The organism is Streptomyces sp. Xyl84 (genome assembly GCF_059731885.1).
The window spans coordinates 5964515-5978182 of record NZ_AP029182.1; the positions used below are offsets into that span (position 1 = coordinate 5964515).

A 13668-nucleotide genomic window follows, 5' to 3' on the forward strand; every position below is an offset into this window, starting at 1 on the left:
TACGTATAGTCATGCCATCGAGGAGGAGGGCTCATGGCTGTACGTGTGGCGATCGCCGGTGCCAGCGGATACGCGGGCGGAGAGGCGCTGCGTCTGCTGCTGGCGCACCCCGAGGTCGAGATCGGTGCCCTGACCGGCAACTCCAACGCCGGTCAGCGGCTCGGCGCGCTCCAGCCGCACCTGCTGCCGCTGGCCGGCCGGGTGCTCGCCGAGACCACGCCGGAGGTGCTCGCCGGGCACGACGTCGTCTTCCTCGCGCTGCCGCACGGCCAGTCCGCGGCCGTCGCCGAACAGCTCGGCCCCGATGTCCTCGTCATCGACATGGGCGCCGACTTCCGGCTGAAGGACCCGGCCGACTGGGAGCGGTTCTACGGCTCCCCGCACGCCGGCACCTGGCCCTACGGCCTGCCCGAACTTCCGGGTGGCCGCGCCGCGCTGGAGGGGTCCAAGCGCATCGCGGTGCCCGGTTGCTACCCGACCGCCGTCTCCCTCGCCCTGGTCCCCGCCTACGCGGCCGCGCTCGTCGAGAACGAGGCGGTGGTCGTCGCCGCCTCCGGCACCTCCGGCGCGGGCAAGGCGGCCAAGCCGCACCTGCTGGGCTCCGAGGTCATGGGCTCCATGTCCCCGTACGGCGTCGGCGGCGGCCACCGGCACACCCCCGAGATGATGCAGAACCTCCGCGCGGCGGCGGGCGAGCCGGTCACCGTCTCCTTCACGCCCACCCTCGCGCCGATGCCCCGCGGCATCCTCGCCACCTGCAGCGCCAGGGCCCGCGCGGGCGTCGGTGCCGAGGCCGTCCGCGCCGCCTACGAGAAGGCGTACGCCGACGAACCCTTCGTCCACCTGCTGCCCGAGGGGCAGTGGCCCGCCACCGCCGCCGTGTACGGCTCCAACGCCGTCCAGCTCCAGGTGGCGTACGACCCCGCCGCGCACCGCGTCATCGTGATCAGCGCCATCGACAACCTGACCAAGGGCACCGCGGGCGGTGCCGTGCAGAGCATGAACATCGCCCTCGGACTCGACGAGACCACCGGGCTTACGACGATCGGAGTCGCACCGTGAGCGTCACGGCAGCCAAGGGATTCCAGGCGGCGGGCATCGCCGCCGGGATCAAGGAGAACGGCAACCCCGACCTGGCCCTCGTGGTCAACACCGGGCCCCGCCGCGCCGCCGCCGGCGTCTTCACCTCCAACCGCGTCAAGGCCGCCCCGGTGCAGTGGTCCGAGCAGGTCCTGAAGACCGGCCGGGTCTCCGCCGTCGTCCTCAACTCCGGCGGCGCCAACGCCTGCACCGGCCCCAAGGGCTTCCAGGACACCCACGCCACCGCCGAGAAGGCCGCCGAGGTGCTCGGGGTCGGCGCCGTCGAGGTCGCCGTCTGCTCCACCGGCCTGATCGGCGTGCTGCTGCCGATGGACAAGCTGCTGCCGGGCGTCGAGACGGCCGCGGCGGCCCTGAGCGAGCACGGCGGGGAGAAGGCCGCCATCGCCATCAAGACCACCGACACCGTCCACAAGACGTCTGTCGTCACCGGGGACGGCTGGACCGTCGGCGGCATGGCCAAGGGAGCGGGCATGCTCGCCCCGGGCCTGGCCACCATGCTCGTCGTCCTCACCACGGACGCCGACCTGGAGGCCGACGCCCTGGACGAGGCGCTGCGCGCGGCCACCAGGGTCACCTTCGACCGCGTCGACTCCGACGGCTGCATGTCCACCAACGACACCGTGCTGCTGCTCGCCTCGGGTGCCTCCGGGGTGACGCCCGGCCAGGAGGAGTTCGCCGAGGCCGTACGGCAGGTCTGCGCCGACCTCGGCCGCCAGCTCATCGGGGACGCCGAGGGCGCCAGCAAGGACATCCAGGTCGAGGTGGTGGGCGCGGCGACCGAGGCCGACGCCGTCGAGGTGGGCCGCTCCATCGCCCGCAACAACCTCCTCAAGTGCGCCATCCACGGCGAGGACCCCAACTGGGGCCGCGTCCTGTCCGCGATCGGCACCACCGGGGCCGCCTTCGAGCCGGACCGGCTGAACGTCGCCATCAACGGCGTCTGGGTCTGCAAGAACGGCTCGGTCGGCGAGGACCGCGAGAAGGTCGACATGCGCTACCGCGAGGTGCACATCGTCGCCGACCTCGCCGCCGGCTCCGAGACCGCCACGATCTGGACCAACGACCTCACCGCCGACTACGTCCACGAGAACAGCGCGTACTCCTCATGACCACGACGCGGAAACACACGGCACTGCCCAAGGCCAAGATCCTCATCGAGGCCCTGCCCTGGCTCACCCGCCACCACGGCAGGACCGTCGTCATCAAGTTCGGCGGCAACGCCATGATCGACGAGGACCTGAAGGCCGCCTTCGCCCAGGACGTCGTCTTCCTGCGGCACGCCGGACTCAAGCCGGTCGTCGTGCACGGCGGCGGCCCGCAGATCAGCGCCGCCCTCGACAGGCACGGCATCGTCAGCGAGTTCAAGGCGGGCCTGCGCGTCACCACCGAGGAGGCCATGGACGTCGTACGGATGGTGCTGGCCGGGCAGGTACAGCGCGAACTGGTCGGGCTGCTCAACCAGCACGGCCCGCTCGCCGTCGGCCTCACCGGCGAGGACGCGCACACCATCACCGCCACCAAGCACACCCCCGAGATCGACGGCGAGCCGGTCGACATCGGGCGCGTCGGCGAGATCACCGCGATCGACACCGGCGCGATCGAGGCCCTGCTCGCCGACGGCCGCATCCCGGTCGTCTCCTCGATCGCCCGCTCCCAGGACGACGGACATGTCTACAACGTCAATGCTGATACGGCGGCTGCGGCACTCGCTGCGGCACTGGGCGCCGAGACCCTCATGGTCCTCACCGACGTCGAGGGCCTCTACGAGGACTGGCCGAACTCCGACGAGGTGATCAGCCGCCTCACCGCGAGCCAGCTGGAGAAGCTGCTGCCGGACCTGTCCTCGGGCATGGTGCCGAAGATGCAGGGCTGCCTGCACGCCGTGCGCGGCGGGGTGAACACCGCCCGCGTCATCGACGGCCGGGTCCAGCACTCGATCCTGCTGGAGATCTTCACCGACGAAGGCATCGGCACGATGGTCGTGCCGGACGAAGAGGGGGAGTCGTGAGCAACGCGGAGCTGACCGCCCGGTGGCAGGGCGCGCTGATGAACAACTACGGCACACCGCGCCTGCCCCTGGTCCGCGGCGAGGGCACGAGGCTCTGGGACGCCGACGGCAGGCAGTACCTCGACTTCGTCGGCGGCATCGCGGTCAACGCCCTCGGCCACGCCCACCCGGCGGTCGTCGAGGCCGTCAGCCGGCAGATCGCCTCCCTGGGCCACGTCTCCAACCTGTTCGTCGCCGAACCGCCGGTCGCCCTCGCCGAGCGGCTGCTCCAGCACTTCGGCCGCGACGGCAGGGTGTTCTTCTGCAACTCCGGCGCCGAGGCCAACGAGGGCGCCTTCAAGATCGGACGGCTCACCGGGCGCACCCACATGGTCGCCACGCAGGGCGGCTTCCACGGCCGCACCATCGGCGCCCTGGCCCTCACCGGCCAGCCCGGCAAGCAGGAGCCCTTCCGGCCGCTGCCCGGTGACGTCACGCACGTGCCGTACGGCGACGCGCAGGCGCTGGCCGCCGCCGTCACCGAGGACACCGCCCTGGTCGTCATCGAGCCGATCCAGGGCGAGAACGGCGTCGTCGTACCGCCCGCCGGCTATCTGAAGGCGGCCCGCGCCATCACCGCCGCGACCGGCGCGCTGCTCGTCCTGGACGAGGTGCAGACCGGCATCGGCCGCACCGGGCACTGGTTCGAGTACCAGGCCCACGACGGCGTCCTGCCCGACGTCGTCACCCTCGCCAAGGGCCTCGGCGGCGGCCTTCCGCTGGGCGCGACGGTCGCGTTCGGCCGCGCCGCCGACCTGCTGAAGCCCGGCCAGCACGGCACCACCTTCGGCGGCAACCCGGTCGCCTGCGCCGCCGGACTCGCCGTGCTGGACACCGTCGCGGGCGAGGGGCTGCTGGAGAACGTCAAGCGGCAGGGTGAACGGCTGCGCGAGGGGATCGAGGCACTGGGCCACCCGCTGGTCGACCACGTCCGGGGCGCGGGGCTGCTCCTGGGTATCGTGCTCACCGGGCCGCACGCGCCACAGGTGCAACAGGCGGCCCAGGAGGCCGGCTTCCTCGTGAACGCGCCCGCTCCCGACGTCGTCCGGCTGATGCCGCCGCTGAACCTCGGCGACGACGACGTGGACGCGTTCCTCGGGGCACTGCCGGGCGTCCTGGACGTGGCCGACGGGGAGGGATGATCCGCAGAAATGGGACGACGATGAGTCAGGCACAGGACCACGAGCACAGTGACGGCTCAGCCGCCGGGCCCGCCCTGCCGCAGACCCGCACCGCACGCCACCGCAGGATCGTGGACATCCTCAACCGGCAACCGGTGCGCTCGCAGAGCCAGTTGGCCAAGCTGCTGGCGGACGACGGGCTGAGTGTCACCCAGGCGACGCTCTCCCGCGACCTCGACGAGCTGAACGCCGTCAAGATCCGCAACAACGAGGGCGACCTCATCTACGCGGTCCCCAGCGAGGGCGGCTTCCGCACGCCCCGCGCACCGCTGGGCGAGTCCGCCAAGGAGGAGCGGATGCGGCGGCTCTCGCAGGAGCTGCTGATCTCGGCGGAGGCGTCGGCGAACCTCGTGGTGCTGCGCACCCCGCCGGGCGCCGCGCAGTTCCTGGCCTCGGCCATCGACCAGGCCGAGCTGCACGACATCCTCGGCACCATCGCCGGCGACGACACCCTGCTCCTGATCAGCCGGGACCCGAGCGGCGGCCAGGCCCTCGCCGACCACCTGCTGAGACTGGCGCAGAACGGGCACTGACCCGCACCCCACCGGCTCGGACGCGCCCGACCCGCCGACGGGCGGTCGCCGCGGCCGCGAGCCCGTCGGCTGAGGCGGTGCGAGGCGGTCGGCTCGGCCGGCTGAGGCGGCGCGGCAGGCTCGTCGGCCGAGGCGGGGCGGGGCGGCAGGCTCGATCGGGCTGAGGCCGGCAGGCCTGGCCGGCTGAGCGGGCCGGGGCCGGCAGGCTCGTCGGCCGAGGCGGGGCGCGGGTCCGGTCAGCCCAGGTGGGCCGCCAGGCCGCTCGTGGACCGTGCCGCACCGTCCGCCGTGATCATCAGCGCCTCCACCCCGGGGAGCGACTCCAGCCAGGCCAGTCCCGCCCGCGCACCCCTCGCGAACGCGGCCGTGGCCCAGCAGTCCGCCCACGTCAGCTCCGGGGCCACCACCGTGACCGCCACCAGGTCGGTCACCGCGGGCCTGCCCGTGCGCGGGTCGGTGATGTGGGCGCCGCGCTCGGCCGTGCCGGAGGTGGCCACGGCCAGCCCCGCCCTCCCGGCCGACGAGACCACCGCGGCCAGGGCCCCCGGACGCAGCGGGTCCGACACACCGACCCGCCACGGCCGCTGCGGTCCGGGGGCGCCCAGCACCTGCACGTCCCCGCCGCCGTTCACGCTGACCGCGTCCGCTCCCGCCGCCGCGATCCGCCGCGCCGCCCGCTCGGCCGCCCAGCCCTTGACGATGCCCGTCGGGTCGAGGGACCCCCCGTGGCGCAGACTGAACCAGCCCTCGCTGACCCGCTCCGCCTCGGCGCCCAGCGCGAGCACCTCGGCGACCTCGGGAGCGCACTCCCGCTCGGTGATCTCGCCGCGCGCCAGCCGGGAGACCTGGCTGTCCGCGCGGTAGGTGCTGAACCGTTCGTCGGCCCGGTGCAACGAGGCCACCGCCGCGGCCAGCGCCGCCCGCACGGCGCCGCTCTCCCCGCCGCGGACGTCGAAGGAGAAGACCGTCCCCATGACCTCCTCGGCGTGCCGCACGACGGCCCGGGCCGCGCCCTCAGCCACCGGCCCGGTCCAGCGCGGACTGGAGCGAGCGCCGGTAGCCGTCACTGGTGTACGTGGCCCCGGAGACCGCGTCGATGTCCGCGCTCTGCGCGGTCAGCGCCTCCCTGCGCAGGGCGGGCAGGGCGTAGCTGTTGATCTCCTGGTCGCGGGGGTTGTCCGTGGGGTAGGCGACCGCGGTCACCTCCGTGATCCGGCCGCTGTCGACCGTGATCCGCACCTGGACGGGACCCCAGCGGGTCTGCACGCTCTCACCGGTCACGGTCCTGGTGCCGGTGGACCCGCCGGTGGACCCGCCGGCGGCACCGCTGCCGCCCGACTCGGCCGGCGCCGGCGCGGGCGCCGCGACGATCGTCGCGGGCGTGTGCGGCTTGAGGGACAGCAGCATCACGAGACCGGAGACGGTCGCGGCGCTCGCCAGCACGATCCGGCGCAGCGGACGGTTCTTCCTCAACGGGTGCACGGCTGCCTCACAGTTCGAACGACTCGTGGTGGATACGCCGGTCCGGCACCCCGGCGGCCCGCAGCGCCGCGTACACGTCCTGGGCGAAGGCGTGCGGACCGCACAGGTACACGTCGTGCCCGGCCAGGCCGGGGACGGCTTCGCGCAGCGACGCGGCCGTGAGGGCGGGGCGCCGGCCCTCCGCGTCGTTGAGCGCGTACAGCACCCGGGCGCCGCGCCAGCGCGCGACGGCCTCCAGCTCGGCGCCCAGGGCCAGGTCCTCGGCGGTACGGGCCCGGTACAGCAGGGTGACCTCGCCGGGCAGCGTCTCGAACAGCGCCCGCAGCGGGGTGATGCCGACCCCGGCCGCGATCAGCAGCGAACGGGGCGATGTCTGCCGCTCGGCGGTCAGCGCGCCGTACGGGCCCTCCGCCCACACCCGGGTGCCCGGCCGCAGCAGCGGCACGGCCGCGCTGTGGTCGCCGAGCGCCTTGACGGTGATGCGCAGCAGACCGGGGCGGGGCGGCGCGGACAGGGAGTAGGGCGTCGACGTCCGGCCCATGCCCTCGGCCAGGAACCGCCAGCGGAAGAACTGGCCGGGCCGGGCGCCGAGTTCGTCCAGGTGCCGGCCCCGGACGACCACCGAGTACACGCCGGGCGCCTCCCGGTGCACCGACTCGACCCGCATCCGGTGCCGCAGGTTGAGCCGTACCGGGACCAGCACGCGGAACCACAGCACCAGCGCGCTCACGCCCCCGTACAGCGTGTACCAGGCGGCGGTGGCGGAGGTCCTGCCGTTGAACTGCTCGCCCAGCGCGAGCTGGTGCCAGAAGGCGAGGAAGACGGCGGCGTAGGTGAGCAGGTGGGTGTAGTACCAGAACTCGTGGCTGGTCCGGCGGCGCACCGCACGCGCCGAGGTGACACCGGCGGCGAAGAGGATCACCGTGCCCGCGGTGGCCATCAGCATGTCGGGGTAGTCCAGGACTACGGTGACCGCCTCGTGCAGCACCGAGGCGCGGTCCTGGGCGGCGTACCCGGCCAGGATCAGCACGACGTGCACGGCCAGCAGGCACACCGTGTACCGGCCCGCCCGGGCGTGCCAGCGGGACACCCGGTCGGAACCGACGCGGCGTTCCAGCAGCGGCACCCGGGCCATCAGCCCGACGAGCACCGCGCACGAGTAGCCGCACAGCAGCCCCGTGATCCGTCCGGCGCCGGTCAGCCAGCCCGCCGCGCCCACGACGGAGGCCGTGTCCGACCACCACAGGGCGAGCACCGCGGCGGCCCCGGCCCACAGCAGCGCGGACACGGCGCCCGCCGGTGAGCGCCGGGGGACCGGCGGCACGGGCGGTGCCGCCCGCCGTTCGTACACCGTGGTCATGGCCGTCCGTCCTTTCACCGGTCCAAAACGCCACTGTGCGGGCCGAACCTCTGAGGGGGCTCTGAAACGGGGCCCGGGCCGGCCCTTCACAGAGAACTCAGAGGCGCCCGCCGTCTCGCCCGCGCGGGCCGTCGGCGATGCTGGAAGGGCCATGGACACACCCCGCCCGGCCGCCTCCGGCCTCCCCGCGCTCACCCGGCCCGACGGCACGCCCGTCCGCGTCCTCGTCGTCGACGACGACCCGGATCTCGCCGAGGTGCTCTGCGGAGCCCTGCGCTACCAGGGCTGGGAGGTGCGCGGCGCCGGGGACGGGGCCGCCGCGGTGGCCGGTGCGCGCGCCCTGCGGCCGGACGCCGTGGTGCTCGACGTGATGCTCCCGGACACCGACGGCTTCTCGGTGCTGCGGGAACTGCGCGCCGTGCGGCCGGACGTCTGTGTGCTCTTCCTCACCGCCCGGGACGCGGTGGAGGACCGCGTCGCGGGCATCACCGCAGGCGGTGACGACTACGTCACCAAACCGTTCAGCCTGGAGGAGGTGGTGGCGCGGCTGCGCGGGCTGCTGCGCCGGGCCGGCATGGCCCGGCAGCAGGCGGACGGCCCGCGGCTGACCGTGGGCGACCTGGTCATGGACGAGGACGCCCGCGAGGTCACCCGGGCCGGGGAACTGATCGAGCTGTCCCCGACCGAGTACGAACTGCTCCGCCTCCTGATGCACAACCCGCGCCGGGTGCTCAGCAAGCCGCAGATCCTCGACCGGGTGTGGTCCTACGACTTCGGCGGCCAGGCCCATGTGGTCGAGCTGTACATCTCCTACCTGCGCAAGAAGGTGGACGCGGGCCGCGAGCCGATGATCCACACGGTGCGCGGCGCCGGGTACGTCCTGAAGCCGGCGCCGTGAGCGCCCGCGCGCGGGCCGCCGCTTCCGGGCCGGCACGGCGTCTGCCGTGGCCGCGGACGCTGCGGGCCCGGCTGACCGCCGGCCTGGTCGTGCTGCTCGCGGTGAGCTGCGCGGCCGTCGGGGTGGCGGCGGTGCTGGAACTGGACGGCTTCCTCACCGGCCGGCTCGACGAGCAGCTGCGGCAGACCGGCGCGGGTTTCGCCGAGAGCCTGGAACACGGGACTTACGGGTCCAAGGGGTCCAAGGGGTCCGAGGGCACCGGGGCGGCCGGAGGCGCCGAGGGGGCCTACGGAGCCGGTGCCGAGGGGGCCGTCAAGCCGTCCGACCACGACGGCGACGAGCACGGTGACACCCGCCGTCAGGCCGCCGCGACCTTCGGCGCGCGGCTCGTCGCCGGCCGGATCACCAACGCGGCGGTGGTCCCCTCCCGCTCCCATCCGGGCTTCGACGTCACCCTCACCGCCGCCGACCGGGCCGCCCTGGCGGCCCTGCCGACGGACCGCACCGGCCGCACGGCGCACCTGTCGGCGCTCGGCGACTACCGGCTGGCGGCCTGCCCGGGACGCGACGGGGACGTCCTGGTCACCGGCCTGCCCATGGAGCCGGTGCGGGCCGCGGTCCACCGGCTGGAACTGGTCGCCGGGGGCGTCTTCGGACTCGGGCTCGCCGCCGCGGGCGTCGCGGGCGCCCTGTGGGTGCGCTGGTCGCTGCGGCCGCTGAGCCGGGTGGCGGCCACCGCCACCCGCGTCAGCGAGCTCCCGCTGGCCAGCGGCGAGGTGGCGCTGCCGCAGCGCACCGGCGACATCGATCCGCGCAGCGAGGTGGGCCGGGTCTGGGCGGCCTTCGACCGCATGCTGCACCATGTCGAGGACGCGCTGACCAAGCGGCACGCGAGCGAGGAACGGCTGCGCGGCTTCGCCGCCGACGCCAGCCACGAGCTGCGCACACCGGTCGCCTCGGTGCGCGGTCACGCGGAGCTGGCGCTGCTGCACCCGGGGCCGGTGCCGCCCGAGGTCACCCGCGCCCTGGAGCGCATCGCCGCGGAGTCCGCGCGGATGGGCGAACTGGTCGACGAGATGCTGCTGCTGGCCCGGCTGGACGCCGGCCGCCCCCTGGAGCGCCGTCCGGTCGACCTGACCCGCCTGGTCCTGGACGCCGTCACGGACGCGCGGGCGGCGGGCCCGGGGCACCACTGGGCGCTGGAGCTGCCCGAGGACCCGGTGACGGTGACCGGCGACGCCCACCGGCTCCACCAGGTGCTGGCCAACCTGCTGGCCAACGCGCGGCTGCACACCCCCGCGGGCACGAAGGTGACGGTCTCCCTGGAGGGGGTCCGCGAGGCCGGCGGCAACGGCGTGGTCCTGCGCGTCCACGACGACGGTCCCGGCGTCCCCGAGGAGGTCCGGCCGGGCGTCTTCGAACGCTTCACCCGCGCCGACCGCCGGCGCGCGGGTACGTCCGGCGGTGCCGGGGCGGGCCTGGGTCTGTCGATCGTGGCCGCGGTGGCCGAGGCGCACGGCGGCACGGTGGGCCTGGAGAGCCGCCCGGGCGCGACGGCGTTCACGGTGCGGCTGCCCGCCGGCGAGGACGGCGCCGTGGACGACCGGCGCACGGCCGAGGGGGACGGCGTCGCCGGATGACCCCCCGCCGGGGCGGCCGGTTCAGACCGGGGACGGCGGCAGGGGCAGCGGCAGCCCCGGCAGCCCGTCCAGACTGGTCGCGACGTGCTCCTTCTTGGTGAAGTACTCGCTCAGCGAGGCGTCGTCCTCCCGGGCGAAGCGCCTGCCGTGCAGGTCGCGGTCCTCCTCGTACGCCATGAAGGGCACCGCGTAGCCGCAGGTGTCGCGGATCAGCGAGGCGTGCACGACCACGACCGCGCGCAGTCCGTGCGTCGCCGGGTCGATGTCGGGGAACCGGGCGAGCAGTTCGGGGAACCGCGGGTCGTCGCGGAAGACCGGTTCGCCCCGGCCGTGGACGCGGACGATGTTGGGCGGCCCCTGGAAGGCGCACCACATCAGGGTGATGCGGCCGTTCTCCCGCAGGTGCGCGATGGTCTCCGCGGTGGACCCGGCGAAGTCCAGGTAGGCCACGGTGTGCTCGTCGAGCACCGCGAGGCAGCCCTTGAGTCCCTTGGGGGAGAGGTTGACCGTGCCCTCGCCGGAGAGCGGCGCGGTCGCGGTGAAGAAGAGGGGCTGCTCCTCGATGAAGGTACGGAGCCTGCCGTCTATGCGCTCATACGTCTTTCCCATGTCCACCGATTATCCGCGAAACTCGTTCGCCTGTCTAAGGAATTGCGGCTCCGGCGCGCCCCGGCCCGGCAGCGCGCCCCGGCCCCGGCAGCGCGCCCCGGCCCCGGCGGCGCGTCGCCGGGCTGGGGTGTGGCGCCGGGCCGCGGCTCGATTGACGATCCATGCATAGTTCTGCATACTCATGCATGCCAGCCCGCCGCGCGGCGCGCGCCGCGTGCACGGCACGGCCCGGCGCGGACCCGGCACGAGTACGGTTCGTACACCCACACCTCCCTAGGAGCTAAGCGAGTGAGCAGCAACAGCGGTGACGTACGGCTCTGGGGCGGCCGTTTCGCCGACGGACCCGCCGAGGCCCTGGCGAAACTGTCCGCGTCCGTCCACTTCGACTGGCGGCTCGCGCCCTACGACATCGCCGGATCGCGCGCCCACGCGCGCGTGCTGCACACGGCCGGTCTGCTCAGCGAGGACGAGCTGACCGGCATGACCGCCGGACTCGACCGGCTCGAGGCCGACGTGGCGGACGGCTCCTTCACCGGCACCCTCGCCGACGAGGACGTCCACACCGCCCTGGAGCGCGGCCTGCTGGAGCGCGTCGGCCCCGACCTCGGCGGCAAGCTGCGCGCCGGCCGGTCCCGCAACGACCAGGTCGCCACCCTCTTCCGCATGTACCTGCGCGACCACGCCCGGATCATCGGCGGTCTGATCGCCGACCTCCAGGACGCGCTGGTCTCCCTCGCCGAGGCGCACCCGGACGTGGCGATGCCCGGCCGCACCCACCTCCAGCACGCCCAGCCGGTCCTCTTCGCCCACCACGTCCTCGCCCACGTGCAGGCTCTGTCCCGGGACGCCGAGCGGCTGCGCCAGTGGGACGAGCGGACCGCCGTGTCGCCCTACGGCTCGGGCGCCCTCGCCGGCTCCTCGCTGGGCCTCGACCCGGAGGCGGTCGCCCGCGACCTGGGCTTCGAGCGCGGCAGCGTCGGCAACTCCATCGACGGCACCGCCTCGCGCGACTTCGTCGCCGAGTTCGTCTTCATCACCGCGATGATCGGCGTCAACGTCTCCCGCATCGCCGAGGAGATCATCATCTGGAACACGAAGGAGTTCTCCTTCGTGACGCTGCACGACGCCTTCTCCACCGGCTCGTCGATCATGCCGCAGAAGAAGAACCCCGACATCGCCGAGCTGGCGCGCGGCAAGTCGGGCCGCCTCATCGGCAACCTGACGGGCCTGATGGCCACGCTGAAGGCCCTGCCGCTGGCGTACAACCGCGACCTGCAGGAGGACAAGGAGCCGGTCTTCGACTCCTGCGACCAGCTCGAACTCCTGCTGCCCGCCTTCACCGGCATGATGGCCACCCTCACCGTCCACCGCGAGCGCATGGAGGAACTGGCACCGGCCGGCTTCTCCCTGGCCACCGACGTCGCCGAGTGGCTGGTCAAGCAGGGCGTGCCGTTCCGGGTGGCGCACGAGGTGGCCGGCGAGTGCGTCAAGACCGCCGAGGCCGAGGGCAAGGAGCTGGACGAACTGACCGACGAGCAGTTCGCGAAGATCTCCGCCCACCTGACGCCCGAGGTGCGCACGGTGCTCAACGTGCCCGGCGCCCTCGCCTCCCGCAGCGGGCGCGGCGGCACCGCCCCCAGCGCGGTCGCCGTCCAGCTCGCCGAGGTCAAGGCCGACCTGGCCGCCCAGCACGCATGGGCGAACGCCGGGAAGTAGCGGGTGAGTGACGCGTGGGGCGTCGCGGGTACGTTGGTCGCAGCACGGAGCCGACCGGAACGGAGCCCGCGATGCCTTTCGCGCGACTGGCCGCAGCCACCACCCCCACCTGTCACCTCGGCCTCGGCCTCGCCGCCGTCGGGCGCCCCGGGTACATCAACCTCGGCCGTGACCGCGACCTCGGTGCCGACCGCTCCGTCGACGCCCTGCGCGCCCGTACCCACGAACTCCTGGACGCCGCCTACGCCCAGGGCGTGCGCTATGTCGACGCCGCCCGCTCCTACGGCCGCTCGGAGGAGTTCCTCGCCGACTGGCTGCGCGCCCGTCCGCAGGCCGGCGACGTGGTCGTCGGCAGCAAGTGGGGGTACACCTACACGGCCGACTGGCGCACCGACGCCGAGCGGCACGAGGTCAAGGACCACGGCCTCGCCACTTACGAGCGGCAGCGCGCGGAGAGCGCCGCACTGCTGGGCGACCGCATCGACCTCTACCAGATCCACTCGGTGACGCCGGACAGCCCGGCCCTGACCGACAAGGAACTGCACGCCCGCCTCGCCGAGGCCGCCGCGTCGGGCACGACCGTCGGCTTCTCCACCAGCGGCCCCGCCCAGGCCGACGCGATCCGGGCCGCCCTGGCCGTGACCGTCGACGGCGAGCCCCTCTTCCGTACGGTCCAGTCGACGTACAACGCCCTGGAGACCTCCGCCGGACCCGCCCTCGCCGAGGCCCATGACGCCGGGCTCACCGTGATCGTCAAGGAGGGCATGGCCAACGGGCGGCTGGCCGGCCCGCAGGCACCCGAGGCGCTGCGTGAGGTGGCCCGGCAGACCGGCTACGGCTGCGACGCGGTGGCCCTCGCCCTGGTCCTGCGCCGGCCGTGGGCGGGCGTCGTCCTCTCCGGCGCGGCCACCCTCGACCAGCTCGCCTCCAACCTGCACGCCCCGGCCGTGGACCTCGACGAGGAGCAGGCGGCCCGCCTCGACGCCCTGGCCGAGGAGCCGCGCGCCTACTGGGACCGGCGCGCCCGGCTGCCCTGGCACTGAGCCCCGCCGCCCCCGCGCCCCTCTCTCCCTCCCGGCCCGCCTCGCTCCTGTGCACGGC

Annotated in this window: 13 protein-coding genes; 9 read left to right on the plus strand and 4 right to left on the minus strand. The window is 74.1% G+C overall.

From position 1 onward, the window contains the following. The first annotated feature begins 33 nt into the window (after window positions 1–33). Genes argC through AC6I72_RS25915 form a run of 5 tightly spaced genes read left to right on the plus strand, consistent with a single transcriptional unit; the run spans window position 34 to window position 4862 of the window. Window positions 34–1062 carry an N-acetyl-gamma-glutamyl-phosphate reductase gene (gene argC / locus AC6I72_RS25895; protein ID WP_498003542.1) on the plus strand — a complete coding sequence of 343 codons (1029 nt, stop codon included), beginning with the start codon at window positions 34–36 and terminating at the stop codon, window positions 1060–1062. Then, on the plus strand, window positions 1059–2210 hold the full coding sequence (gene argJ / locus AC6I72_RS25900) for a bifunctional glutamate N-acetyltransferase/amino-acid acetyltransferase ArgJ (RefSeq protein WP_498003543.1): 1152 nt from the start codon (window positions 1059–1061) through the stop codon (window positions 2208–2210). Before argC ends, argJ begins: the two co-directional genes overlap by 4 nt. Next, complete coding sequence (gene argB, locus AC6I72_RS25905) at window positions 2207–3109, plus strand: acetylglutamate kinase (protein WP_498003544.1); 903 nt, start codon at window positions 2207–2209, stop codon at window positions 3107–3109. The genes argJ and argB overlap by 4 nt, the downstream gene beginning before the upstream one ends. Beyond that, window positions 3106–4290, plus strand: coding sequence for an acetylornithine transaminase (locus AC6I72_RS25910; protein ID WP_498003545.1), 1185 nt, complete (start codon window positions 3106–3108; stop codon window positions 4288–4290). Before argB ends, AC6I72_RS25910 begins: the two co-directional genes overlap by 4 nt. Before the next feature lie 20 nt (window positions 4291–4310). Then, a complete protein-coding gene (locus AC6I72_RS25915; RefSeq protein WP_037860155.1) occupies window positions 4311–4862 on the plus strand; it encodes an arginine repressor in 552 nt (183 codons plus the stop codon). Between the two features lie 236 nt (window positions 4863–5098). Here AC6I72_RS25915 and AC6I72_RS25920 read toward each other — a convergent pair whose 3' ends face one another. Genes AC6I72_RS25920 through AC6I72_RS25930 form a run of 3 tightly spaced genes read right to left on the minus strand, consistent with a single transcriptional unit; the run spans window position 5099 to window position 7704 of the window. Continuing rightward, the gene (locus tag AC6I72_RS25920; protein WP_498004824.1) at window positions 5099–5836 is read right to left on the minus strand and encodes an FAD:protein FMN transferase; all 738 of its coding nucleotides are present in this window, start codon (window positions 5834–5836) and stop codon (window positions 5099–5101) included. Between the two features lie 40 nt (window positions 5837–5876). After that, window positions 5877–6344 (minus strand): FMN-binding protein, encoded by a 468-nt coding sequence (locus AC6I72_RS25925; RefSeq protein WP_498003546.1) that lies wholly within the window; start codon window positions 6342–6344, stop codon window positions 5877–5879. Window positions 6345–6351: 7 nt separating this feature from the next. Then, window positions 6352–7704, minus strand: a complete 1353-nt coding sequence (locus tag AC6I72_RS25930; RefSeq protein ID WP_498003547.1) for a ferredoxin reductase family protein — start codon at window positions 7702–7704, stop codon at window positions 6352–6354. A gap of 151 nt (window positions 7705–7855) precedes the next feature. On the opposite strand from AC6I72_RS25930, the gene AC6I72_RS25935 reads away from it, so the two are divergent. Then, window positions 7856–8602 carry a response regulator transcription factor gene (locus tag AC6I72_RS25935; RefSeq protein ID WP_498003548.1) on the plus strand — a complete coding sequence of 249 codons (747 nt, stop codon included), beginning with the start codon at window positions 7856–7858 and terminating at the stop codon, window positions 8600–8602. Continuing rightward, a complete protein-coding gene (locus AC6I72_RS25940; RefSeq protein ID WP_498003549.1) occupies window positions 8599–10242 on the plus strand; it encodes a sensor histidine kinase in 1644 nt (547 codons plus the stop codon). Before AC6I72_RS25935 ends, AC6I72_RS25940 begins: the two co-directional genes overlap by 4 nt. Before the next feature lie 21 nt (window positions 10243–10263). On the opposite strand, the gene AC6I72_RS25945 is transcribed toward AC6I72_RS25940, so the two are convergent. Continuing rightward, complete coding sequence (locus tag AC6I72_RS25945) at window positions 10264–10851, minus strand: pyridoxamine 5'-phosphate oxidase family protein (RefSeq protein ID WP_498003550.1); 588 nt, start codon at window positions 10849–10851, stop codon at window positions 10264–10266. A gap of 288 nt (window positions 10852–11139) precedes the next feature. Here AC6I72_RS25945 and argH point away from each other — a divergent pair, with 288 nt between their 5' ends. Further along, window positions 11140–12567, plus strand: a complete 1428-nt coding sequence (gene argH, locus AC6I72_RS25950) for an argininosuccinate lyase (protein WP_498003551.1) — start codon at window positions 11140–11142, stop codon at window positions 12565–12567. A gap of 71 nt (window positions 12568–12638) precedes the next feature. Then, window positions 12639–13610, plus strand: a complete 972-nt coding sequence (locus AC6I72_RS25955; RefSeq protein WP_498003552.1) for an aldo/keto reductase — start codon at window positions 12639–12641, stop codon at window positions 13608–13610. The last annotated feature ends 58 nt before the right edge of the window (window positions 13611–13668 follow it).

Excerpts from the sequence above, each read along its gene's own strand:
- AC6I72_RS25955 (WP_498003552.1), top strand. The coding sequence starts at position 12,639 with ATGCCTTTCGCGCGACTGGCCGCAGCCACCACCCCCACCTGTCACCTC.
- AC6I72_RS25920 (WP_498004824.1), bottom strand. The coding sequence starts at position 5,836 with ATGGGGACGGTCTTCTCCTTCGACGTCCGCGGCGGGGAGAGCGGCGCC.
- argC (WP_498003542.1), top strand. The coding sequence starts at position 34 with ATGGCTGTACGTGTGGCGATCGCCGGTGCCAGCGGATACGCGGGCGGA.
- AC6I72_RS25945 (WP_498003550.1), bottom strand. The coding sequence starts at position 10,851 with ATGGGAAAGACGTATGAGCGCATAGACGGCAGGCTCCGTACCTTCATC.
- AC6I72_RS25935 (WP_498003548.1), top strand. The coding sequence starts at position 7,856 with ATGGACACACCCCGCCCGGCCGCCTCCGGCCTCCCCGCGCTCACCCGG.
- argB (WP_498003544.1), top strand. The coding sequence starts at position 2,207 with ATGACCACGACGCGGAAACACACGGCACTGCCCAAGGCCAAGATCCTC.
- AC6I72_RS25915 (WP_037860155.1), top strand. The coding sequence starts at position 4,311 with ATGAGTCAGGCACAGGACCACGAGCACAGTGACGGCTCAGCCGCCGGG.
- AC6I72_RS25930 (WP_498003547.1), bottom strand. The coding sequence starts at position 7,704 with ATGACCACGGTGTACGAACGGCGGGCGGCACCGCCCGTGCCGCCGGTC.